The 22,790-nt window shown below is 65.2% G+C and carries 25 protein-coding genes; 10 read left to right on the forward strand and 15 right to left on the reverse strand.

The genetic code is table 11. The annotated features are described in order from the left end of the window. Positions 1-47: 47 nt before the first annotated feature. The 3 genes from ACSFDB_RS01555 to ACSFDB_RS01565 form a co-directional block, all read right to left on the reverse strand. Positions 48-803 (reverse strand): DUF2103 domain-containing protein, encoded by a 756-nt coding sequence (locus tag ACSFDB_RS01555; RefSeq protein ID WP_440769291.1) that lies wholly within the window; start codon positions 801-803, stop codon positions 48-50. 68 nt (positions 804-871) lie between these two features. Continuing rightward, complete coding sequence (gene surE / locus ACSFDB_RS01560) at positions 872-1,714, reverse strand: 5'/3'-nucleotidase SurE (protein WP_440769292.1); 843 nt, start codon at positions 1,712-1,714, stop codon at positions 872-874. 112 nt (positions 1,715-1,826) lie between these two features. Beyond that, a complete protein-coding gene (locus ACSFDB_RS01565; protein ID WP_440769293.1) occupies positions 1,827-2,270 on the reverse strand; it encodes a zinc ribbon domain-containing protein in 444 nt (147 codons plus the stop codon). Positions 2,271-2,408: 138 nt separating this feature from the next. Here ACSFDB_RS01565 and ACSFDB_RS01570 point away from each other — a divergent pair, with 138 nt between their 5' ends. Next, positions 2,409-2,930 (forward strand): DUF8173 domain-containing protein, encoded by a 522-nt coding sequence (locus ACSFDB_RS01570; RefSeq protein ID WP_440769294.1) that lies wholly within the window; start codon positions 2,409-2,411, stop codon positions 2,928-2,930. Positions 2,931-2,959: 29 nt separating this feature from the next. Here ACSFDB_RS01570 and ACSFDB_RS01575 read toward each other — a convergent pair whose 3' ends face one another. Together ACSFDB_RS01575 and truD are read right to left on the reverse strand one after the other, a co-directional pair. Next, the gene (locus tag ACSFDB_RS01575) at positions 2,960-3,271 is read right to left on the reverse strand and encodes a hypothetical protein (RefSeq protein WP_440769295.1); all 312 of its coding nucleotides are present in this window, start codon (positions 3,269-3,271) and stop codon (positions 2,960-2,962) included. Positions 3,272-3,412: 141 nt separating this feature from the next. Then, positions 3,413-4,762, reverse strand: coding sequence for a tRNA pseudouridine(13) synthase TruD (gene truD, locus ACSFDB_RS01580; RefSeq protein ID WP_440769296.1), 1,350 nt, complete (start codon positions 4,760-4,762; stop codon positions 3,413-3,415). Positions 4,763-4,890: 128 nt separating this feature from the next. On the opposite strand from truD, the gene ACSFDB_RS01585 reads away from it, so the two are divergent. Together ACSFDB_RS01585 and ACSFDB_RS01590 are read left to right on the forward strand one after the other, a co-directional pair. Further along, positions 4,891-5,052, forward strand: coding sequence for a hypothetical protein (locus ACSFDB_RS01585; protein WP_440769297.1), 162 nt, complete (start codon positions 4,891-4,893; stop codon positions 5,050-5,052). Positions 5,053-5,158: 106 nt separating this feature from the next. Then, the gene (locus ACSFDB_RS01590) at positions 5,159-5,401 is read left to right on the forward strand and encodes a hypothetical protein (protein ID WP_440769298.1); all 243 of its coding nucleotides are present in this window, start codon (positions 5,159-5,161) and stop codon (positions 5,399-5,401) included. Positions 5,402-5,425: 24 nt separating this feature from the next. Here the strand turns inward: ACSFDB_RS01590 and ACSFDB_RS01595 are convergent, their stop codons facing one another. From ACSFDB_RS01595 to pth2, 3 genes are all read right to left on the reverse strand, one after another. Next, complete coding sequence (locus ACSFDB_RS01595) at positions 5,426-5,683, reverse strand: DUF8593 domain-containing protein (RefSeq protein ID WP_440769299.1); 258 nt, start codon at positions 5,681-5,683, stop codon at positions 5,426-5,428. 157 nt (positions 5,684-5,840) lie between these two features. After that, positions 5,841-8,579 (reverse strand): hypothetical protein, encoded by a 2,739-nt coding sequence (locus ACSFDB_RS01600; RefSeq protein ID WP_440769300.1) that lies wholly within the window; start codon positions 8,577-8,579, stop codon positions 5,841-5,843. Positions 8,580-8,808: 229 nt separating this feature from the next. Next, positions 8,809-9,147 carry a peptidyl-tRNA hydrolase Pth2 gene (gene pth2 / locus ACSFDB_RS01605; RefSeq protein WP_006091881.1) on the reverse strand — a complete coding sequence of 113 codons (339 nt, stop codon included), beginning with the start codon at positions 9,145-9,147 and terminating at the stop codon, positions 8,809-8,811. Between the two features lie 91 nt (positions 9,148-9,238). Between pth2 and ACSFDB_RS01610 the strand changes: the two genes are divergently transcribed. Then, positions 9,239-9,805 carry a YIP1 family protein gene (locus ACSFDB_RS01610; RefSeq protein ID WP_440769301.1) on the forward strand — a complete coding sequence of 189 codons (567 nt, stop codon included), beginning with the start codon at positions 9,239-9,241 and terminating at the stop codon, positions 9,803-9,805. 58 nt (positions 9,806-9,863) lie between these two features. Here ACSFDB_RS01610 and ACSFDB_RS01615 read toward each other — a convergent pair whose 3' ends face one another. Then, a complete protein-coding gene (locus ACSFDB_RS01615) occupies positions 9,864-10,679 on the reverse strand; it encodes a hypothetical protein (protein ID WP_440769302.1) in 816 nt (271 codons plus the stop codon). A gap of 206 nt (positions 10,680-10,885) precedes the next feature. Here ACSFDB_RS01615 and dcd point away from each other — a divergent pair, with 206 nt between their 5' ends. The 3 genes from dcd to ACSFDB_RS01630 all read left to right on the forward strand — a co-directional run bounded on the left by dcd (position 10,886) and on the right by ACSFDB_RS01630 (position 13,335). Next, positions 10,886-11,485 (forward strand): dCTP deaminase, encoded by a 600-nt coding sequence (dcd, locus tag ACSFDB_RS01620; protein ID WP_090307529.1) that lies wholly within the window; start codon positions 10,886-10,888, stop codon positions 11,483-11,485. Between the two features lie 250 nt (positions 11,486-11,735). After that, positions 11,736-12,635: a thiamine-phosphate synthase family protein gene (locus ACSFDB_RS01625; protein WP_440769303.1), complete on the forward strand. Its 900-nt coding sequence runs from the start codon at positions 11,736-11,738 to the stop codon at positions 12,633-12,635. Between the two features lies 1 nt (position 12,636). Next, positions 12,637-13,335: a class I SAM-dependent methyltransferase gene (locus ACSFDB_RS01630; RefSeq protein ID WP_440769304.1), complete on the forward strand. Its 699-nt coding sequence runs from the start codon at positions 12,637-12,639 to the stop codon at positions 13,333-13,335. 79 nt (positions 13,336-13,414) lie between these two features. Here the strand turns inward: ACSFDB_RS01630 and ACSFDB_RS01635 are convergent, their stop codons facing one another. The 3 genes from ACSFDB_RS01635 to ACSFDB_RS01645 all read right to left on the reverse strand — a co-directional run bounded on the left by ACSFDB_RS01635 (position 13,415) and on the right by ACSFDB_RS01645 (position 15,656). Next, a complete protein-coding gene (locus ACSFDB_RS01635) occupies positions 13,415-13,825 on the reverse strand; it encodes an acyl-CoA thioesterase (RefSeq protein ID WP_440769305.1) in 411 nt (136 codons plus the stop codon). 98 nt (positions 13,826-13,923) lie between these two features. After that, complete coding sequence (locus ACSFDB_RS01640; RefSeq protein ID WP_440769306.1) at positions 13,924-14,685, reverse strand: DUF7001 family protein; 762 nt, start codon at positions 14,683-14,685, stop codon at positions 13,924-13,926. Between the two features lie 80 nt (positions 14,686-14,765). Next, the gene (locus ACSFDB_RS01645) at positions 14,766-15,656 is read right to left on the reverse strand and encodes an NAD-dependent epimerase/dehydratase family protein (protein WP_440769307.1); all 891 of its coding nucleotides are present in this window, start codon (positions 15,654-15,656) and stop codon (positions 14,766-14,768) included. Between the two features lie 181 nt (positions 15,657-15,837). Between ACSFDB_RS01645 and ACSFDB_RS01650 the strand changes: the two genes are divergently transcribed. After that, entirely contained in the window at positions 15,838-16,119 is a 282-nt protein-coding gene (locus tag ACSFDB_RS01650) for a hypothetical protein (RefSeq protein WP_440769308.1), read from the forward strand. Between the two features lie 27 nt (positions 16,120-16,146). Here the strand turns inward: ACSFDB_RS01650 and ACSFDB_RS01655 are convergent, their stop codons facing one another. Continuing rightward, the gene (locus tag ACSFDB_RS01655; RefSeq protein WP_090307563.1) at positions 16,147-17,076 is read right to left on the reverse strand and encodes a sulfide-dependent adenosine diphosphate thiazole synthase; all 930 of its coding nucleotides are present in this window, start codon (positions 17,074-17,076) and stop codon (positions 16,147-16,149) included. A gap of 211 nt (positions 17,077-17,287) precedes the next feature. Between ACSFDB_RS01655 and ACSFDB_RS01660 the strand changes: the two genes are divergently transcribed. After that, positions 17,288-17,677: an FxLYD domain-containing protein gene (locus ACSFDB_RS01660; protein ID WP_440769309.1), complete on the forward strand. Its 390-nt coding sequence runs from the start codon at positions 17,288-17,290 to the stop codon at positions 17,675-17,677. A 106-nt stretch (positions 17,678-17,783) separates the two neighbouring features. Further along, positions 17,784-19,424: a flippase gene (locus ACSFDB_RS01665; protein WP_440769310.1), complete on the forward strand. Its 1,641-nt coding sequence runs from the start codon at positions 17,784-17,786 to the stop codon at positions 19,422-19,424. Positions 19,425-19,451: 27 nt separating this feature from the next. On the opposite strand, the gene ACSFDB_RS01670 is transcribed toward ACSFDB_RS01665, so the two are convergent. Continuing rightward, on the reverse strand, positions 19,452-20,621 hold the full coding sequence (locus ACSFDB_RS01670) for a zinc-dependent alcohol dehydrogenase (RefSeq protein ID WP_440769311.1): 1,170 nt from the start codon (positions 20,619-20,621) through the stop codon (positions 19,452-19,454). Between the two features lie 229 nt (positions 20,622-20,850). Further along, positions 20,851-22,293 (reverse strand): MATE family efflux transporter, encoded by a 1,443-nt coding sequence (locus ACSFDB_RS01675; RefSeq protein WP_440770167.1) that lies wholly within the window; start codon positions 22,291-22,293, stop codon positions 20,851-20,853. Positions 22,294-22,790: the final 497 nt, after the last annotated feature.

Raw genomic sequence — 22,790 nt, forward strand, 5'->3', positions numbered from 1 at the left:
TCCACGAGACCGTGACAGTTTTTGCGCGACGGGAATCGATGGAACGCCTATTGGAACTCCGCGTTGGACAGCACGTCGTTCAGATCCTCGCGAATCCGTTCGCCCATCTCCCGGTCTCGAGCCGTCGTCACGACACGGTTTTCCTGAACGCTCGAGCCGTCGCGAAGGAGCATGCGGACGTTGCCGCCGTCGTCGGCGCGGGTGACTTTCGCCCGCAGCCCCGACTGGGATCCTTTCCCGCCGGCGTCGATGGGTCCCGGGATGACCTTCTTGACGTGGGGGTGGTCCGCGACGGTGTGGATCGCCCGCATGCCCGTGCGCCCGCCGATGAGCGTCGTGTGACTGCCTCCGATCTTGTCGGCCGGCGGCGTCTCGACGACATCGAGTGCGGGTTCACCGCGACGCTCGATGACCGCCCGGACGGGGTCGTCGTCCGCGACGCGGTAGAACGGGTGGTGGATATCCTCGCGGACGGCCTGAATCACCGCCCGTTCGCCGCCGGCGTACACCTCCTCGGGGCGCTTGCGGCGGATTTCGTCGCCGATCAGCCCCGCAAAATTTCGTAGCTCGACGACCTCGTTCTCGCCCTCCTCGGGCGTCGTCGTAATCGTCGTCTCACCCAGTACCGGATCGGCAGGTTCGCTCGCCGTCTCCGTGTTCTCGTCGCCGTCGTCTGCAAGCATCGTCAGTGTCGTCCGTTCGCGCCCCGCCTCGAGAACGATCGCCGCGGTGTTTCGCTCCCGGCAGACCAGACAGAAATCGCCGGGTTTCTCGAGCGGCGAGGCGCAGTGACGACACTCCATAGCCGTGGTTCGAGGGACGCGTGTAAAATGGCCGTGTTTTCGATCGCGTCGCTCGGGACTGCCGGGCGCTACAGCAGTCGCTCGAGAATCGTCCGAACCTCCGGCGTCTCCACGACGTCGAAGGGAACCCGCATCGGGGAGACGGAGACCTTCCCCTCGAGTACAGCGTGGCGGTCGGTGTCCTCGGGGTCGGGAATGTCGCGGTTGGCCATCTGTTGCCAGAGCCGGTTGGTCAACTGGAAGCCGCCGTCCTCGACGGTGGCATCCATCTCGTAGACCTCGGTCGGCCGGGTGAGCGCGAAGCCGTCGGACGCCACGTCGGGCCGCGGAACGTTGACGTTCAGGTAGTCCACGCGGTCGAACAGCCCCGTCCCGGGCGCGCCGCTCGCAAGTTTCGCCGCGATCTCGCCCGCGCGCTCGAAGTCGGCGGGCTCGAGGTCGCGTTCGATGCCCAGCGTGTCCATCGAGATGGCAATCGAGGGCGTCCCGAGGAAGGCGGACTCCATCGCGGCGCTGACGGTGCCCGAGCGCGAGAAGACGTAGGTTCCGAGGTTCGCCCCCTCGTTACAGCCCGAGACGACGATATCCGGTTCGGGCTCGAGCGCGTTGACGCCGACGATGGCGCAGTCACAGGGCGTCCCGCGGACGGCGTAGCCGAGTTCGTGGTCGGCGTGTGGCACCGGCGAGGTGAACAGCCCGTCGGCCATGCTCGTCGTCAGTTCGGGATCGTCGGCGTCCGTCGCCGTCCGTCCGTAGGACAGCGATCGGCCGACGGCGCTCTGGTTGCGGTCGGGTGCGACGACGGTGACCGAGCCGACCTCAGTGAGCGCGTCGTACAGCGCTCGGATGCCCGGCGCGTCGATCCCGTCGTCGTTCGTCAGGAGAATTTCCGGTCGGTCGTCCTCGTCCATACCCTGACTTCGGATTCGGGCTGGATACGAGTACCTATTCGGCGCGCTCCGCCGCAGTGGCGTCAGCTCGAGGTCCCCAGCGTCGTCTCAGCTCGCAGTCCCCGACGCAGTATCAGCTCGAGGTCCCCATCGCGTCCGCCAGCTTCGTCCCGCAGGATCGGCAGTATCGCGAGCCTTCGGTGACGACCGCGTCACACTCCGGACAGGGCATCTTGTCTCCATCACCCACTTCCCGATCCACCCGAGTCTCGAGATCCTCGCCGCAGGAACGGCAGTACGCCGCGTCGACCGAGACGTCCGCCCCGCAGGCCGGACAACCCGTCGTCTCCTCCCAGAGAACCTGTCGCCTCGAGTTCGAGACGTAATTGTACGCCCCCCAGAGGACGTTACCGATCCCCATCGTCCACCAGACGGTCAGTATCGCGACGAGGATGTGTGAGCCGACTGAGCCGAACTCCCGATCGACCATCACGACGCGGTCGCGGTCCTCGTCCTCGATCTTCCAGCCCTGGGCGACGAGATCGTCGATCTGGCGTTGCAGCCGAGTGCTTCTCATGCTAGATGGGAGGACTCGAGCGGACAAAAGCCTATCAGCGCGGACGACACAGCGCAAAAGCGGTGTGTCGTTCCTCGTCTGAGACCGACAGACGACCAATGGGTCCGTTTATTTGGCTACAGCGGATCGTCAGTATCCGTGATAGAAACGATACAATCCGTACTAGCCGGGCTACTGGTCGCACAGATGGATCCGGGAATCGACATCGAAATCGGCGCGACTGACGGCCTCCTCGGCGGCGCCGTTAGCGCCTTCCTGACGACGCTGATCGTCGGTGCGATCATGGTCGCGGTCGCGCCCGCGTTCACCGAACGCATGATGGCCGATACGCTCGAGAATCCCGTCGGCTCGTTCGTCTACGGCATTCTCTCCATCGTGGGAATCGTTCTGCTGGCGTTTCTCCTGTTCATCACGATCATCGGAGTCCTCGTTGCCATCCCGCTACTGCTCGTCGCGTATCTGCTGTGGGCGATCGGAACGGTCGTCGGCTACCTCGCCATCGCCGACCGGCTGGTCGGACACGAGGACGGCTGGCTCAAGCCGTTACTCGTTGCGGCCGGGTTTAACGGCGCGCTCGCGCTCACCGGAATCGGCGGTCTCGTCTCGCTCTGTGTCGGCGCCGCCGGTTTCGGCGCGGTGCTCCGCGATGTTCTCGACTGAGTCGCTATCTCCGCAACTCAGCGCCCGACTCAGGCTCGAGTCCACCACGGCAGGTACTCCAGACACCGATCCAGCAGCGACGGCGACTCGTGGCGGACTCGAAGCGTGGTTCCCTCGGTCTCGTAGGTCAGTTCGGTCGCGGGAAGCCGTTCGCCATCGGGTAACTCGACGTACTGGTCGCCCGCCGGAACCGTCCCGCCGCTGCTCGCGCCGAACAGCGTCCGCGGCCGACCCGTCGGTGCCGAGACCGGACCGTCGTACTCGAGGATATACACCAGAACCCCGTCGTCGGTCGTCTTCTCCCAGTCGATCAACTCGGTGTGCTCGTCCGTTCCGATCATGTGTCTCTCGGTCCCTCTCGGCAATCCGTGTGTGGCCCACGGTGGCTCATAGCGCGGTTCTGCACTTCCGGGAAACTATTCTCGGTATCGACATGAATCTGCTGCTCGGTATGCGCTGGAGAGCTCCGACGGCCGTCGATCTCAGCCGAGATCCACGGGATCGACCTTCAGATACTCCCGAAGGACGACCGTTGCGTACGACCCCTTCGGCAGCGCAAAGGAGAGCATGAGCGGGTCGGTGTCGACTTCGAGGTCCGTTCGAACCAACATCGCTCGTCGGGTGCCAGTCGAATGGAACTCGCCGGGGAGGTCGAAGTCGCCGGGCTCGAGGTCGAGGTCGTCGAGCACCGCTCGCTCGATCTCGCCCTGCTCGCCGTCGGCGAGTTCGGTATCGGTTCCGACGAGCGGCGCGGTGACGAACGCCCGGCCGCGCTCGCAGTGGCGCGTCACGGACCGCACCCGTCGTTCGTCGACCCGCTGGAGGCGGTCGGTGTCGGGCAACTCGAGCCCCTCCGGCGCGTCGGTGTCCGCGAAGCAGACCACGTCGCCCTCGACGGGTTCGTCGAACGGCAGCCCGCGCTCGAGGCGCTCGGAGAGCATCAGGTTGAACGCGTACGACTGAGCGGCGTGGACGAACAGCCGCTGGAGATTCGAGGGGACGCGCTCGAGTGCGGCCCTGAAGTCCTCGGGACCCGGCTCGCCGTCGCAGTCGACGACCCCGTGGAGCATCGAGCGCTCGTAGCGCAAGCGATTGGGGAACCGCTCGAGGGCCTCCTGCCAGTCGCGGGTCTCCTGGACGAACGCGCGAGCCTCTTGTGTCCCCTCCGGCTCTTCGTCCGTCGGGTTCCCGAGGTAGGCCATCACGGCCCCCTCCCAGCTTCCGCGGGCGATCTCGAGGCCCACTTTGTGCGTAACCGGTCGTCGGCTGCCGAAGCGCTGCTGGCCGAAGAAGTTGGGGACCCCGATCGACACTCCCGCAGCGTCGGGGGACTCGAGCCCGCCGAATGCGTGCAGTTCGTCCGTTATCTCGCTCGCGTTCTCGGGTCGGTCGGGCTCGCTGACGACGAGTTCGAACGCGTTGCCCGCGAGGTCGCCGAACTCGAGGTTGCGCCCTGCCCGTCCGACGACCTCCACCTCCGCACCGTCGACATCTGGCAGGTCCTCGGGATCGGCGCCGTACACCGAAAACAGCTGCGTCGTCACCGCGTACTTGTCCTTCGTGCCGGCCCAGTTGACCCGCTCTCGAGACATCTCGAGTGCGTTAGAGAGCCGCGAGGCGAAGTCGTTCGTGTCCCAGCCCGACAGCGTCACTCGAAAGACGAGGTGAGGGTAGGCGTCCGTGGGCGCGTCGACCGGTTCGGTCGCGAAACGCTCGAGTTCCCGAACCCGAAAGTGGTCGTCGTCCTCGCGGAGGTGGCCGCCGACGCCGTCGGCGTCGCTGACGTAGTGGTCCATCCCGACGGCCTGCTCTGTGGGGTGTGCCGGACGCATGCTGATTGGCGACGCTTCGGCGGCCGGAGGTAAATCGGTTCGTTCTCGAGGTGACGACTCGGATCGACGCCGACAGGTGAGCGTATGCAGGCTGTTTCGGTTTGTCCGCCGAGTCTGAACAGTAACCCATGACGTTCCAGCTGCCGACCACGTGTCCGATCTGTCAGGAGACGCTGGCTCCCGACCGCAGTCTCGACGATCATCTCGTCGGGAGTCACACGCACCGCGAGGTCGTGAGCCACTTCGTTTCGGAGTACGACCTCACCGGCGAGCCGTCCGTCGCTGACTGACCAGTCTCTCGACTCTCGTTCGCGACGCCTCGGCCGCCGCGTCCGTTCGCTCGACTTTCACTCTCGAAACCGAACTCGTTTTCGACAGATCGATCGAACGGAGCGTATGGACCCAAAAGACGTCCGACAGGCGCTCGCGCTGACGGTCGGACTCGCCGTCGGCATCGGTCTCGTTTCGCTCGTGTCGGGTGGCGGTCTCAGACCGGGGTTCGTAGTCGGCACGCTGCTCGTTTTCCCCGTCGTGCTCGCGCTTTCGGCTATCGACGGCCCGCTCGAGGCGCGGACGGCTCGCGTGGGTGCCGTCGTGCTGTCGGCAGGACTGCTCGGGACGGTGTGGTGGCTGTACTGATCGCCATGGCCTCGGCGTTCGCGATCAGGCGTCGCTGCTGAGATCCGCATCGACGCGGACCTCCGAGTCCGTGATCGTCTCGATGTTGTCGCTCGGAATCTCGAGGTCGTCATCGCCGGCACCGCCGCGGCCGAGGCTCTGAATCCACGCGTTCGTGAGCGTCGGTTCGGGGTCGACGTAGGCGACCTGTTCGATCGGATCGACTTCGGTGACGATCCCGATCTGTTCGCCTCTGACGTCCATCAAAAACTTTCCTTCGTCTTCGGTCGAGAGGACAGACATTGTAACTGTCTCCTCGGAGACACAGATTATATGGTTTCTGTTCTGTCGAGAAGAAATCACGATCGGTACTCCGTCCTAACGGTGGCGAGCGAAGGAGACGAACGAGAACCGCCCACGGTTCGTGGGCGATCGGCTCAGTACAGCGACGAGTCGGCGATCAGCCGTCGAACTGTTCCTCGTGGAGCACTTCGCGCTCGCGGAAGACGATCATAACGAACCGAGGCTCGTCCTCGAGTTCGACCGTTCGGCTATCTCCCTCCTCGACGGTGCCGTCGTCGTCCCACACCACCGGATCGGTTCGAGCAGGCTGAGCATACAGTTGCACGTCGGCGGCCGCGAGTTCGTCGCCGCCCTCGTGGGTGACGGTCAGAACTTTATCCTCGTCGAAGGCGACATCGAAGGCAGCGTCGGGTGCGATAACATGGTCGCTCACCTCGACCGGGTCGTCCGGTACGGTCCACTCGACGATGAGTTCGGTCCCCGTCTCGAACGTACCGAGATCGATCTCGTCGCCGCCCTCGAGTTCGTCGTACTCGTCGGCCGGCTGCACGTCGGTCGCGTCGCCGTCCGCGAGAACGCGGAACGCGTCGGCGCTGCGGGCGACCTCGTCTCGGTAGACGGCCACGATGTCCCCCTCCCGAGACTCGAAGGAGAAGGCGAACCGAGGCTTCGGCGTGAACTGGAAGGCGTGGCGGCGGTAGCTCCCGTCGTCACTGCTGAGGACGATACTGATCCGCTCGTCGACTTCGACGTCCTCCAGCACGACCGCGTCGCCCGTCGTCAGCGCGTCGTACTCCTCGGCGAACAGCGGCTGTGGTTCGCTGGTGGTGGTGGCCCCCGAACTCGGGGCGTAGCGCTGGACCCCCAGCCCCTCTGGATCCGCCTGCTGCTCGCCGGTGTAGGCCAGTTCCACCTCGGCCGTGTCGGCATCGTACGCCGCCTCGAAGCTGTCCGCGGCGGTCACCGTCCGACCGAGCGTATACTCCCGGTCGACGTCCGCAGTGGTCCACGACAGGTCGACCTCCACGAACGGTTCGGCCTCGACCGTCAGTTCGTCGCCCGGCTCGAACCGATCGTACTCGTCGGCCGGCTGGACGGCCGTCGAGTCGCCACCGACGCGCAGCTCGAGGTCGTCGGCGTCGACGGCTTCGCCATCGTCGTGGGACACCGTCAACTCGCCGCTGTCGCCGTCGTATTCCATGTCGACCCGCACGTCCGGGCGCACGACCAGGTCGCCGATCTCCATCGGCTCGTCCGGCTCGGTCCACTCGACGGTGAGCGTCGTGCCGATGTCGTAGTCGCCGAGTTCGACGTCGTCGCCCTGATCGAGGGTGTCCGTGAGGTCTTCGAACTGCGTCTCGGCCTCCTGGTCGTCGACCAGCAGCCGGAACGCCCCGGCGTCGCGCTCGTGCTCGTCGTGGTACTGCGCGACGACGCCTCGCTCCCGATAGCGGTGAAGGAAGATTCGCGGCGGACGCACCCGGTAGCTGACCAACTGCGTCGGCGACTGACGAGGTTCGTTCGGTACGTCGAGTTCCAGCGTGACGCGGTCGTCGACGCCGACGCCATCGACGGTGATCGCGTCGCCCGCGGTCAGCGTGTCGTACTCGTCGGCGAAGCCGTCGAGCGTCTCGACGTCGACGCCGGAGTACGACTGGAGAGTCAGCTTCGACGGGTCGGCCTCCCGTTCGCCGACGTACTCGAGGGCCAGTCGCTCGTCGTCGAACTCGTGGTCGACTTCGAACGAGTCCCGTCCGACGAGGTAACTGGCGTACGTGTAGAAGGCGTTCGCGTCCTCGTCGAACCAGCGGAGGGTGACCGTGGCGAGCGGGTCGGTGGCGACGGTCAGCTCGTCGCCCTCTTCGAAGACGTCGAACGCGTCGGCCGGTCCGTCGTCGGAAAGTTCACCGTCGTGCCACAGTTCGAGATCGTCGGTATCGATCGCTTCACCGCCGCGATGGCGAAAGCTCACGACGCCCTCGTCGTGATCGACCTCGGCGACGATCTGTGCATCGGGTGCCGCCTCGCGGTCGCGTTCCGGCGGCGCCTCGGCGACCACCGTCGCGCGAACGAGGTCGTCCTCGCGGTCGATATCTATCTCGACGACGATGCCGGTCTCGAGTTCGGTGACGATCTCCTCGACCGCCTCGTCGTCGAGGTCGGCATCTGCGGCCGGGAACAGGACGTAGCGGTTCTCGACGGCTCCCTCGATCAGATTCGGATCGGCGGCGAAGCCCGCCGCGAACGCGTCGAGGGTCTCCGAACCGATGCCGGTGAAGCCCATCTGTTCGACGCTCGGTGCGAAGTAGACGAGCGACTTGTCGGCGAGCAGTTCGAACGCCGTCGCTGCGTTCTCGCGGCCCGCGAGGAACGATTCGGCGTCGCCGGCGGCGACGTCGACGGTTGCGTTCCGCAGCGTCGCAGCTTCCTCGCCGTGAGCGACCGCCGCGCGGTCGTCGGCAGTTGCGTAGGCGCGATTGCTGGCTTCCGCGAGGCGCCAGTCGTCCTCCTCGTCGGTCACCTCGCCCGGGGTCGGCTGGTCGAAGGAGCCGGCCGCGACACCGAGCCGTCCGTAGGGATCCATGCTGTGACCCGCGGCGACGTGGGAGACGTCGCCGACCTCGAGGTCGTCGAACGATCGAAGCACGTCTCGTACCTCGTAGCCGTACTCGTCCTCGTCGTCGACGTCTGTAACATCGGCGAGGATCACCATCCGGAAGTCGGTGTCCGCGGCCGACTCCGACGGGACCAGCGCGAGTGCGCTCGAAGCCCCGTCGGGGACGTCGATGTCGAGACGCTCGAGCTGTTGTGCGTACGATCCGCCTGTCATGCAGGCGAAGCCGACTGCCGTGACGGCGCTCCCGGCGAGGAAGCCCCGTCTGGAGGGACGTTTCACGGTTAGAAGATCTAAGCAATCCTGTATATATTTTTCTATGACATTCGAGGTCAGAAATAGCGGACGTGAAGCGTCCCGCAGACCGTCAATCACCATTGGCGATCGGTAGCGGGACGGTCCCATGGCTCCACGGCGGGGAAGCAATCATCGCAGCGGAGAACGATCGGCCTCGAGCGATTCGGAGACTGATTCCACCGCTGCCCAGCTCCCGCTGCTCAGTGCTCGTCGCTCAGAACAGCGACAGCTCGCCGGTCACGGCATCGACCCGGTCGTCCGCCGCCGGACCGACGGCCAGCGTGGTGACGGTGCCGGGCTCGAGTTGGGTGTGGCCCGCATCCCGAACGACCGCGTTCGGAATCCCCTCGCTGTCAGCGATCGCCGAGAGCTCGTGCAGTTGGCGTTCGCTCTCGCCCTTGAGGACGACTTTCTTCTGGCCACCCTGTTTCCACTGGCTCCGGAGCTGATCGTCCGCCTTCTCGTAGGCCGACAGCGACGCGTGAGCGACCTGTGCGGCGAGCTTTCCCTGTCCCATGCCGATGTCCGTGCGGGCGACGATGGCCTGTTTCATGGCTCTACTGTGTGTGTCGACCCCTATAGCCGCAGCGAAACCAGCAGCGCGGATCCGAACGGTTTTGGTGAACTAGTTTATGCGTTGAAATATGGCGACGACACCGCTCGTCGATCCCGACGGGTACTTCACCCGCGTGGACGCCGGCTCCCTCCCGCGTGCAATCGGCCTCGTGCTCGTCTACTGGGTCGGCTCGCTCGCCGTTGGACTCCTCTGGCGAGCCACGGCTGAGATCGACGTCGAGCCCGTGACGCTACTGTATCTGCTCCAGACCCTCGAGGCCACGCTCCTCTACTGGGTCGTCCCGACAGTGCTGCTGTACGGGCTCGGCTACGCACTCGGCGCCAGACTCGAGCCGGCCGACACCTTGGCGCTCGCGGCGTGGGGGCTCGTCCCCATGCTGGCCGGAGAGGCGGTTTCGAACCTGCTTCTCTATGCGCTTTCGGCGCTCGAAATCGATCCGACTATCGCTCCGCTCGAACCCGAGGTCTTGGTGTTCGTCCCGCTCACACTACTCGCCTGCGGCTGGGCCGCCGTCATCTGGCGAGGCGGACTCCAGTCTGGGTTCGGCCTCGAGCGCTCGACTGCGACGTCGACGGCGCTGCTCACGGCCGGGATCTGTGCGGGGCTGTTGCTGCTTCCAGTGGCGCTCACGTAACGTCGATCAGCACCGGAGTACCGTCTCTTAGACAACAGACTGCTGTGTTCGTCGACCGTCAGTAAACGATCTCGTCGTCGAGACCGAGCGCCCGTTCCGTTCGCCTCGCCTCTGGCCCCGCTTCGACGAGCGTCGGCTCGGTAGCTGGCTCCAAAAACCGGTCTGGATCGGGGTCGACGCGTTCGACCACCGTCGAGAAGACCGACCCACGTCGACCCTCCGCCGAGACGATTCCGCCGTAGTTCCGTTCCTCGAGGGGCGTCTCGTCCGGATCGGGAAACTCCTCACGGATCATCGCTGCGGCCTCTCTGACGTAGTCCGCCGCCTGTCGCTGTGAGTACTGGCTCTCCTCGTAGTAGGTCTCGACGTACTCGTCGGCTAGCCCCTCGGAAGCGTGTTCTGGGGACTCGTAGTGAATCGATTTCGGCGTGGTGTGTCCGCTGGCGAACCGAATATTCACCGTAAAGCAGTCTGGGTAGCGCACGAGCAGCGGGGTGTACACCATGTCGGTCACGGTGGTTCGCTGTTGGATTCGCCAGACGCCTTCGACGAAGTACGCGACGATCTCGGCGATTCGGTCGTCCCGCTCGCCCCGGGAGTACGCCATCGCGACCTCCTCGTAGTCGTCGCCCGCGATCTGCCGCAGTCGGCGCTCGAAGCTCTCCGCGGCGTGATCGAGCTCCGCCTCGTAAGCGGTGAGCAGCGGAACGTCCGGATCCGCGAGAAGATCGGCCTTTCGCTCTTTGGCCGCCGCGATCGTCATCATGTTCTCGTGAAACACCCGCTCGGCGTCCATGTCGGGAAGCGGTATCCTCACCGCTCGCTGGTGCAACAGCCGCGTATCGCCGTTGAACCGCTCTTGTTGCCCCGCCATAGAACGAGCCTTCGGGATCCGTCCTCCTAACAGATTCGGCCCGAACGCAAGAGAGTCCTGTTTTCCATCATATTGTACCATCGTCGGATCAGGTGCGCTGTCCCGTCGGACGGAACGATCCGAAGGCGATCGTTCGCCCGTTCGAGACCGCTGCTCGCCGACTCCGCTCCGACAGTATTAGGACCCCGTGTTCGCTCCTACTCGATATGATCCTCTCCGACGCGGACATCCTGCAGCGCTTGGAGGACGGCGACCTCGTCGTCGATCCCATAGACGACCTCGACCTCCAAATTCAGCCGGCGAGCGTCGACCTCCGACTCGGCAAGGAATTCCTCGAGTTCCAGCGGACGAACATCCCCTGCATTCACCCGAACTCCGAACAGGAAGTCGACGAGTACGTCACCGAGACCGTCGTCGAGGACGGCGACGACTTCATCCTCCATCCCGGGGACTTCGTACTGGGGACCACTTACGAGCGCGTCGAGATCCCCGCGGACCTCATCGCCCACGTCGAGGGCCGGTCCTCGCTGGGTCGGCTCGCCGTCGTGGTGCACGCGACGGCGGGGCTGTGTGATCCCGGCTATCGCGGCCAGATCACGCTCGAACTCTCGAATCTCGGAACGGCCCCCGTCGCGCTGACCCCCGGCATGCGGATCTCGCAACTGACGTTTACGGAACTGAAGACCGAAGCCGAACGGCCCTACGGCAGCGACCGCGGCTCGAAGTATCAGGATCAGGACGGCCCGCAGGCCTCCCGAATTCAGAGCGACGACGAGTTCGGCGGAGACCAACTCGAGCGCAAGTAATCGTTGCGAACGGTTTTTCGGTCTCAGCGGCAGCGACCTCGTTCGTCCCTCGTGCGGTTTCGAGTCCCAATTTGCGATGGCCCACGGGTTCTCTCTCCGCTCGCTTTTCGAGGCGTGAACGCTGCGAGCGCCTCGTACCGCGCACCCCGACTCAACGCACGCGACCGCAGGCATATCGTCCGAGACAACCGACACAAACGCCGCGTTCGAGACCCACAAGTTATTTCGACGGCGGCCGTAGCCGCCGGTAATGCAATTCGTCGAAGAAATCGTCGTCGATGAGTTTCTCCCGACGGTTCGGTCGCTCCTGGCCGGGGCACTCCGGGACCGCGGGCTCACTCAGAGCGAGGTCGCCGACGTCCTCGGGATCAGCCAGAGCGCCGTCTCGAAGTACGCCCACGGCGACGTCGCGACCAACGACCGAATCGCCGACGACAAGCGCGTCGAGGCCCTCGTCGACGAACTCGCCGACGGATTGGCAGCAGGTGACACCACCCCGGTACAGGCGCTGATCGAAATCGAGGTGCTCGTCCGGGAACTAGAGACCGGCGGCGACCTGCTGGCACAGCTCCACGAGGACACCGTCCCCGAACTCGCCGATCACGGCTCGAGTTTTCGCATCCACGACCCCGAGAGCGATCTGCGAACGAGCGAGCGCGTGCTCTCCTCGCTCCGCCGGGGGCTGCGCATCCTCGAGAACGCCAGCGGCTTCGCGACGCTGATCCCAGCCGTCGGCTCGAATCTGGTCGCCTGCATCCCTGACGCGGAAGATGTCGACGACGTCGCGGGCGTGCCGGGCCGCATCTTCGACGTCAAGGGGAAGGCGACGGTACCGTCCGACCCCGAGTTCGGCGTCTCCGAACACGTCGCCTCGGTGTTGCTCGCCGCTCGCGATCACGGCGCGGACGTTTCGGCGGCGGTCAACATCAAATACGATCCGACGCTGCTCGCCGAGTTGACCGAGACCGGTCACATCACTGCCGAGTTCGACGAGGGAAGCGACGTCGCCTCGAGCGTCGGGGCGGCGATCGAGGACGAACCCGAGGCGACGGTGCTCTACCAGACCGGCGCGATGGGGATCGAACCACTGATCTACGTCCTCGGATCGGACGCGGAATCGGTCGCCGACACGGTCCGGTCGCTGATCTGAGATGGCGGATCTCCGATCGAAACTCCCTCGGATGAAGCCGGAAACGGCACAGGAGTTCTACGGCCGCTGGGCGCGCCTCTACGACGTCATCGCGCGGCGAACGCCCGGCATCCCGGCGCTGCGCCGGCGGGCGGCCGCCGCCTGTCGACTCGAGCCCGGCGACACCGTCGTCGAGATGGGCTGTGGAACGGGCGCGAACCTGCCGTACCTGCGAGCCCGGGTCGGTCCCGAGGGGACCGTCGTCGGGATCGATTTCACGGGGCCGGTACTCGAGCGCGCTCGAGACCTGACGGCCGAGTACGACAACGTCCACGTCGTTCGTGCCGACGCGACACAGCCACCGCTCGACGTCGAAGGCGTCGACGCCCTCCTCGCGACGTTCGTCGTCGGCATGCTCGAGGATCCCGCGGGCGCGGTCGACGACTGGTGTGATCTCGTCGGTCCCGACGGGCACGTCGTCCTCGCGAACGCGGCCCGGAGCGACGAGTGGTACGCACCGCCGGTCAACGCGGTCTTCAAGGCGATCGTCGTCCTCTCGACGCCGCCGACGACGAAACTACGGTACGAGAACGAGCCGGATCTCCGACTCGACGCGAAGATCGATGCCGCACACAGGCGATTGCGGGAGCGCTCGGCCGCCGTCGCCGACGAGACGCACGTCTTCGGCGTCGTGCGGTTGACCGGCGGACGACTCGAGTGACGGCGTCCGAACCGGTCGAGGCCGACGGTCCCGAGACGATCGGCGGCTGAGAGCCGGCGAACGAACCCGGTATCGAGGCCTACGCCGGCGCTTCGAGACCCTCGAACGCCTCGATCGGCTCCCGAATCTCGTCGGGGAGCGGAGACGGCCGCCTCGAGTCGGGATCGATGTGGACCAACGTCGTTTCGGCCGTCGCGGCCACGTCGTCGTCGACACGAATCTCGTACTCCATAGTACAACTCGAGTCACCCAGTCGGGCGACCCGAAGCGAGACGACGGGATCGTCGCCCATGACGACCGGCCGTCGGTAGTCGATCTCGAGGTTCGCGATGACGAAGGAGATGTTTTCAGCGGCGATGCCGACGACCTCCTCGAGATAGTCGGTGCGTGCGATCTCGAGGTAGCTCGCGTAGACGGCGTGGTTGACGTGATTCAACGGATCGAGATCGCGATACCGGACGGGGACCGAAACGGTAAACGAGTTGTTCATTGCGTGTTCGTAGCCGACTGAGACAAAAGAGGGCTGTGGTTCTGTCAATCGGTCTGCCGTCGTGCGGAATAGGTGTGACTGGCGGCCAGTGCTGCTCCTCACTCGTACAGTCGCGCGTGGGCCGTACAAAACTGCGGATCGCGCAACTGGGCGTCGATTAGTTCCTCGTGGTAGTGGGCGTTGGAGAGTCGACACGGCTCCTGCTCGCAGAACGATTCGCCCGTCTCGAGATAGTGGTACGCCTGCAGGACGTAGCCACAGAGCGCGTCGGTCGTCCGGGGGTCGTCCTCGATCAGGAACTCGCCCTCGACCTGATTCTCGAGCACCTCTCGCGGCGGGGTATCCCCCGACAGGAGCGCGTGACGTTGCTGTTCCTTGTAGTACGCGTCGGGCTTCGCGGGGGCCTCGTAGAGTCCAGGCACCGAGACCAGCGCGGGCTGTCCGAGGACGTTCACGCGCTTGTGCCAGCGGCCGTCGTGGTCGCCCCAGGTACCGATCGCTCGATCCAGAATCGGCACGTGGAGCGTCTCGAGGCCGCGTTCGTCGGCCGGTAGTGCGCTGTTGAGCGCCCGCTGAACCTGCAGGCCGTCGTAGAGCACGCCGCCCTCGCGCTCGGGGTTCTCGAGGGCGCGTTCCTCGTAGCGGACGATCCCTAACATCGTGTTGCCGGTGTCGCGCTCGTAAGGGGAACTGACCCGTGCCTCGGCGAACCGTTCGGCGAGGGTTTCGGTTCGATGGACGTCGAGAAACCGGTCGCGAACCGTCACAGCGGCGTCGATTCGAGCCTCGAGCCAGTCGCCGATCTCGCCCACGTCTGCGACCGTCGAAGGGGCGCGATAGAGGATGACGTTATCGACCATATATGATCTAGTTGTACCACCCCGTGAAACGTTTGCGGTCGCGGATCGATCGGTCGTGTGCCGACCTCGAAACCGACAGCCTAGGGATCCAGAAACGCCGGTCCGTCGACGTCCTCGTTCTGCGCTTCGCGCCACGAGTAGGCTGGCTTCCAGTCCAGTTCCCGACGCGCTTTCGCCGTCGAGAACGCCGACTGTTCGCCCTCGAGGTCGCAGTCGTCGGGCAGACCACCGAAGGCGGCCTCGATGGCGTCCGCGGTCGGCCGGCCGAGGCCGTTATCGGGCGCAGCAGCCAGATACGGCTCGTGGCCGTCGATATCGGTCTCGAGCGCGGCGTCGACGATCGAGACCACGTCACGGATATCGACGTACGACCAGAAACAGCCGCTCCGATCGGCCGTCTCGGGATCGAACAGCGTCCACTCGTCGATCGCATAATAGTCGCCGGGGTACTGGATCCACGTCGGCCGGATCGAGGCGGCCGAAATCCCGTACTTCCGGACCGTCTTCGCGGCGAGTTCCTCGCCGACGAGTTTCGACGCGCCGTAGCCGTCTTCGGGCCGCTGTGGGTGGGTCTCGTCGATCGGCAGATAGTCCGGCAGGAACGGCTGCTGGGCGAAGGGCATTCCGTAGAGGCTCTCGCTCGAGGCCCAGATCACGTCCGCGTCGGCCCGCCCCGCGGCCTCGAAGACGTGGTAGGCGCTCGAGACGTTCGTCAGGAACGTCTCGGTGCCGGTCGTGATTCCCATGCGCGGAATCCCCGCGAAGTGGATCACCGCGTCCGGTTCGGGGTCGAGGATCGCCTCCAGTGCCTGACCCTGTTCGGTGAGGTCCGCCTCGAGGAAGGTCGCGTTCTCGCGCTCGCGCGGCGGGCGCTCGAGGTCGATTCCGACCACCTCGTGGCCGGCGTCCGCGAAGTGATCGACGATCCAGCTCCCCGCAGCGCCGGTCGCGCCGGTGACGACGAGTTTCATGGTCGAACGCTGCTCGCGGGTCGCGAAAACCGTGTGGGTTTCCGTTCGTCGCGAACGAATCAGCGCTCGACGGCCGCTGTAATTGGGTGACGATGCCGGGCTCCCCTCGTCGCTCTCGACCGAACGTCACACGTCAACAGTTATGTTTGTCGCCTCCGACCACCCGGTCGTGTCGACTCTGATGCACGAATTCCCGGCGCTCGTCTCGACCAGCACGCTGACGACGGTCCTCGTACTCGTCGCGTTCGGCGTGCTCTCTCTGGCCTACATCGTCATCAGCTTCGAGCGACTTCACGCGCTCCACGCGACCGACGAATCGTCGGCGACGGTCTCGGACGTCAACTGCCCGTCGTGCGGAGCCCGAACGGCCGACGACGGCGTCTGTGACTACTGCGAGGCGCCGCTCACCGACGAGTCCGCGGATTCGGACGACGACTGGGCGGACGAGACCGGTTGGTCGTGACGCGAGCGAAAAACGGGGAGGCCGGGTTCAGTCGTCGGCGGGCGCGGCGCGGCTGGTGAGTTGGACGGGTTCGGCGTCGACCTCGAGTTCGTCGAGTGCTACCTGGGCGGCGCGCTTGCCGGAGACGAGCATGGCACCGAAGGTCGGACCCATCCGCGGCAGGCCGTAGGTCGTCGCGGTGGCCATCCCGGTTGCGATGAGACCTTCGTGGACGAGTCCGGTGTGTTCGACGACGGCGTCCTCGGACTTGCCGACCCACATCGAGTCGTGGCCGGGCGAGTCGTGGCCGGGTGCGCCGTAGCTGTCGTCGCCGGTCTGGTCCATCCCCGTCGCGTTGGCCTCGGCGTCGGCGATGCCGGGGGCATCTAAGACGCCGCGCTCGTCGAGTTTCTTGATCGCCATCGCGTCGTGGCCCGTCGCGTCGATGACGAGGTCGGCCTCAACCGCGATGGGGTCGACGCAGGTAATCTCGCGGGGCAGCGCGTGGACCGGCGTCCAGTTCATGACGATACCGGACACCTTGTGATCCTCGCGGATGACGATGTCCGTGAACTCGGTCATGTTCTGCATCTTCGCGCCGGCGTCGCAGGCGGCCTTGATGAGCCCGGAACAGGCCTCGGGCCCGTTGGCGACGTACAGCCCTTCGCTGTCCTGGGACTGTTTGTAGGAGACGTCGAGTTCGTCGAGCACCTGCTGGGCGGGGTCCCGAACGGTGACCTTGTTCATCAGGAAGCCGCCGAGCCAGAAGCCGCCGCCGAGGTAGTTGTTCTTCTCGACGACCATCACCTTCACGCCGCGTTCTGCGAGTTCCTTCGCGGCCGTCAGCCCCGACGGGCCGCCGCCAACGATGATCACGTCCGAATCCGAGAAGTCCATGAACTCCTCGGTCCACTCCTGTCCGATTGCGCGCGTTACGTCGGCTTCGCCGACCTGACTGAACTGTTCGAATTCGCTCATACAACTAGGTGGTAACAGTTGGTGGTGAAAAGTCTGTCGGGACTCCCCGGTCGAGAACGAAACTCTCAGCGGTTGAACCGTTCGGATACACGATTTTTCGTGATGGACGGGATCGGTACGGAGACGGGGAACGATATCACCGATTCGACCCGATCCACCCGATATCGGGGCTCCAGAACGCTGAAGCCGCGCCGCCACATACGCAGTAGCGATGGACCGTCGTGCGTTTCTCGCGTGTGCCGCTCTCGTGCCGCTGTCGGGCTGTCTCGAGTTTCTCGAGGACAGCGGCGAGGATATTACCGAGCCCGGCGACGTCGAGATCGTCTGGCACGACCTCGTTCGCGACAATCCGGGGACCGACGATGAGCGGGTAGTCGTCTGGGGAGCAGTCAGGAACGTCGGCGACCGAACGCTCTCGTACCTCGAGGTTCGGGCCACGTTTTTCGACGAGGAGGGAGAGGAACTCGAGACCGTCATCGAGAACGTCGATGCCGACGTCTCCTCGGGCGAGGAGTGGCCGTTCGAGATCGAGTTTCCCAGATTCGGCGAGGACGCAGCGGCAGTCACGACGTACGAACTCGAGCCGGCAACGGGGGTCTGATGGTACCGCGCATGGAGTGGCTGCATCGAACGCGCTCGCTTGAGAAGCGCTCGAGTGAACCGTCGGGAGCCGAGGCCGCAACGACCGGACGGAGGGGAGCCGTGCCATGACCGACGGTGACTCGGGTTCCGACCGCGATTCCGATCCCGGCCGCGACGACGGTGTCGATTCCGATCGGGATTCGGACGCCGGACTCGGTCTCGGCCCGGACGCCGATGCCGAGACCGAGAGCGACCCGAACTCGGATCGCGACGAGGGGATCTCGACGCTCGCGAAACAGGGCAGCATCACGTTCGTCGGCAACCTCATCAACGGCGCGCTTGGCTTCGCGATCGTCATGCTGATGACCCGGTTCGTCAGCCCCTCTGTCTACGGACTGTTCGTGCTGGCGACGTCGGTCATCCTGTTCATGCAGGTGTTCGCGAACCTCGGTCTGCCGCTGGCGATCGACTACTTCGTGCCGCAGTATTTAGACGACGGCGAGCACGGGAAGGCCAAGGGCGTGATCGTGCAGGTGACTGCGACCGTGCTGATCACGTCCTCGCTGGTCGCCTTCGCCCTCGCCGTCAGCGCCACGTACATCGCCGAACTCTTCCAGGAGCCGGCGATGGGGATCGGGCTCCTCCTGCTCTCGGTGACGATCCCGATGCTCGCCATCTACAACGTGCTGTTGACCTCCTACTACAGCATCAAGAAGCTCCAGTACCGCGTCATCATGCGCGATATCGTGCGGCCGATCGTCCGCTTCGTCGTCACCGCGGGGCTCTTGCTCGTCGGCTACGGGCTGCTCGGCCTCATCGCCGGCTACGTCGTCGGCCTCTTCGTCGCGATCACGATCGGCGCGGCCGTCTTCGTCTACAAGGCCTGGGGCCTCCTGACGGCCGAGATCGAACTCGTCGCGCCGGCGCCGCTCGTCAAGTACTCCGTCCCGCTGGCGATGACCAGCGTCGTCTTCGTCCTGATGGGCCACGTCGACTACTTCGTCCTCGGCTTCTTCCTCGATGCCGACGACGTCGGCATCTACCGCGTCGGCTACATGCTCGGCTCGGGACTGATGATCATCTTCAACTCGCTGTCGCCCGTCTTCAAGCCGCTGATCGCCGAGACGCGGGACGACATCGATCTGGTCGAGGAGCGGTTTCGGATCATGGCCCGCTGGATCGCTGCAATTACGCTCCCCGTCGCCATCTTCCTCTCGCTCGGCGCGAGTTCGTACCTCGCCGTACTGTACACGCCCCAGTACGCCGAAGCGAACACCATCGTCGCGCTGCTCGCCGCTGCGTTCCTCTTCAACGTCACCTTCGGCGGTCCCGACGGCTCGCTGCTGCAGGGCCTGGGTTACTCGCGGGTCGTCTTTGGCAACACCCTCGTCCTGTTCGGGACGAACTTCCTCGTCTCGTTTACGCTCGTGCCCTTCATCGGGATCGAAGGGGCGGCGATCGGGTCGGCGGCCGCGCTCTTTCTCGTGGGCTGTCTGACCCTCGTCGAGATCTATTACTTCGACGGCATCCACCCCTTTACCCGGGACTTTGCCAAAGTCGTCGGCGCCGGCGTGCCCGCGGCCATTGCCGGCGCGCCGATCGTCTACTTCCTCGAGTCGGACACGATCATCGCCGGCCTGCTCCCCATCGTGGTCGTCGGCACCTACCTGCTCACGCTGATCGCAACGGACGCCTTCACCGACGCGGACGCCCAGATGGCCGCCGAGTTCAGTCCGACGCTCAGAAAGTGGCTGCCGAGCCGGTAGTCGGCCCTCGAGCGTCGAACACCCGTCTCAGGGCGTCAGCATTACCTTGATGCAGTCGTCGTCCTTGTCGTTGAACGTCTCGTAGAGCGCCGGCCCGTCCTCGAGCGACGCCTGATGGGTTACGACGAACGAGGGATCGATCTCGCCCGCCTCGATCTTCTCCATGAGCGGATCGAGGTAGCGCTGGACGTGGGTCTGGCCGGTCTTCACCGTCAGCGCCTTGTTCATCAGCGAGCCGAACGGGATCCCGTCGACGTCCCCGGTGTAGACGCCGGGGATCGAGAGCGTGCCCCCCTTCCGACAGGCCTTGATCGCCTCGCGGAGGACGTACGGCCGGTCGTCCTCGAGGCCGACGCCCTGTTTCAACCGATCCGAGACGCTTCCGACACCCGTGCCGTGAGCCTCCGTTCCGACGGCGTCGATACACCGATCCGGACCGCGACCCCCGGTCATCGCCATCAGCCGGTCGTAGACGTCCTCGTGTTCGAAGTTGATGGCCTCCGCGTCGCCGTGGCTGCTCGCCATGTCCAGCCGTTCCGACACGCGGTCGATCGCGACCACCTGGTTCGCGCCGAACATCCACGCGCTCTGGATGGCGAACTGGCCGACCGGGCCACAGCCCCAGACGGCGACGGTGTCGCCGTCCTCGATTTCCGCGTTCTCGGCGGCCATATACCCCGTCGGGAAGATATCCGAGAGGAACAACACCTGCTCGTCGGGGAGGTCGGAGTCGACCGTGATCGGGCTGACGTCGGCGTGGGGGACTCGCAGGTACTCCGCCTGCCCGCCGGCGTAGCCGCCGAGCATGTGCGAGAAGCCGAACAGGCCGGCCGGCGAGTGGCCCATCTCCTTGCGGATGAGCTCCGCGTTCGGGTTCGTGTTATCACACAGCGAGTACATGTCCTCCCCGCAGAACCAGCACGAACCGCAGCTGATCGTAAAGGGGACCACGACGCGGTCGCCGACCTCGAGCGTCTCGACCTCGTCGCCGACCTCGACGACCGTCCCCATCGGCTCGTGGCCGAGCACGTCGCCCTCCCGCATTCCGGGCATGATCCCGTTGTAGAGGTGGAGGTCGGAGCCGCAGATGGCGGTGGCCGTGATCTCGATTATCGCGTCCGTCGGATTGGCGATCTCGGGTCGGGGTACCTCGTCGATACGGACGTCCTGCTCGCCGTGCCAAGTGAGGGCTCTCATCGGTTCCGCCTCCGTTCGACGATTCGGATTTCGGTCCCCACCGGCCAATTTCGAACGGTACCCTCTCGCAGAGTGGCGTTGAGACTCCGACCTACGGAGTGCAGCGACGATCGTACTTCGAGTGTGTCCGTCATTGTGTAACCGTTGCAACGGACAGCCAAGCGCCGAGTAAAGCTGTCACCTGCCTCTGCAACGAGCGAGCCCGACTCGCGACGACCGTCCGATTGCCCTACGAGGCATCCCCGCTCGAGGACCGATCCCGAGCCCCGTCCATCCCATCGGCCGGCTCCTGATCCTCGCCGATGACGCCCTCCGTCCACGTCCCGAGTCGGAACCAGCCGACGGCGACGACGAACGAGGCGACCATCCCGAACGAGTAGGCCCACCAGATCCCCTCGATTCCCCACTCGAGGCCGCCGATCTCGAGGCCGACTATCGGCACCGTCGCCGTCCAGGCGAACGCGAGCACGAGCGCGACGGGGACCCGGAAAATCCACCGCGAGAGAAAGGAGAGCACCATCGCTTCACGGGTGTTGCCGGCGCCGCGAAACGCGCCCTGAATGACCATGACGCCCGCAAAGAGGGCCCAGAAGGGAGCCATGATCCGCAGGAAGACGACGCCCTCGGCGATCACGTCGGGATCGGCGACGAAAATCCGCATGGCCTGGGCGGGAAAGGCGATAAGCACGGTTGCGATGGCCGCGATCAGGACCATCGTCCCCGCGGTCGCCGTTCGCGCGACGGCTGCGGCTCTGTCGGGCGTTTTGGCACCGAGATTCTGGCCGACGCCGGTCGCCGTCGCGTTCCCCACCGCGCCCGAGACGGCCCACGTCACCGACATCAGCCGGACGCCGATCCCGTAGGCCGCCGTCGGGTTCGCCCCGAACCGGGCGACGAAGCCGGCCATCGCGACCGAGGCGAAACTGCGCGCCCAGCCGTCGATCGTCGAGGGGTAGCCGATGTCGACCAACTGCTTCAGGATGGCGACGTTGGGGGTAAGGTCCTCGAGTCGCAGCCGAACGCCGTACCGTCCGTCGAGCAGGATGTAGATCCCGGCGACGGTGGCGAACGCGCGAGCGATGAACGTCGCGACGGCGGCCCCGCGGGTCCCCATCTCCGGGAACGGTCCCCAGCCGAGGATGAAGAAGGGGTCGAGCACGACGTTGATCCCGGCGGAGATGAAGACCAACCACATCGCCGTCTTCGTGTCGCCGGCGCCCTGCAACGAGGATCGGAACGCGAAGAAGAGAAACGTCAGCGGTAAGGCGAGGAAGATCACTTCGATGTAGGCGAGCGCCTCGACGAACACCTGATCGCGGGCGCCGATCAGGGTCAACAAAGGTCGTCGGAAGTAGAGCCCGACGGCTGCGAGGACGCTCGAGACGGCCAGCGTGAGCAGGGTCGTCTGCCCGACCACCTTGTCGGCCATCCGGTCGTCGTCGGCGCCGACGTACTGGGAGACCAAGGCGATGGTTGCCGCGGTGATTCCCATCGCCGTCGAGACGAACATCCACGAGAGGGGAAACATGAGCGAGACGGCGGCGACGGACTCGCTGCTGACGCGGCCGACCCAGAACATGTCCGCGAGGTTGTAGAACGTCTGGAGGAGGTTCCCTAATACCAGGGGCCACGCGAGGTGCAACAGCTTCGGGGGAATCGCCCCCGTCGTCATATCGACGCGCTTGCGTTGTGAATCTGCCACGATCCCGTTTCGTTCGTCCCTCTCCCGGGTCCGTCAAAAGGGCTCGGCTCTCGGGGTGGGTTGCCGGCTCTGCCGGACACCGCGAACGTCCACGCTGTTCGTCTCCGGCGAATCGATCGGACTCGTCACCGCTTTCTTTTCGCCGTGGATCTTCAGCGTTCTCGTCCCGCTTACGGTGTATCGTGACTCGTCACGGCGGTCCCGCAACCGGAACGAACGGTGTACGTTGGTGGGAGACAGTACTCGAGACCGAGTCATTAATTCCTTTACCTTTTAGAGAGGGTTAATTCACAGACTTAAGTGCACGAAACACAGTTCCGGAACGTCCACATATACTAATAAAAACTTTCGAATCCTCCGTGGTAGGCACACCGGGGAACGATTGCTCAGCAATCGATTTCACACCGGAGGAGTCGTTCAAAACGTCATTTTAGTCTCACTCTCGACTGGAATATTACCCATCTATC

This window comes from Natronorubrum amylolyticum, assembly GCF_052040145.1.
In the GTDB taxonomy this organism is placed as follows: Archaea; Halobacteriota; Halobacteria; order Halobacteriales; family Natrialbaceae; genus Natronorubrum.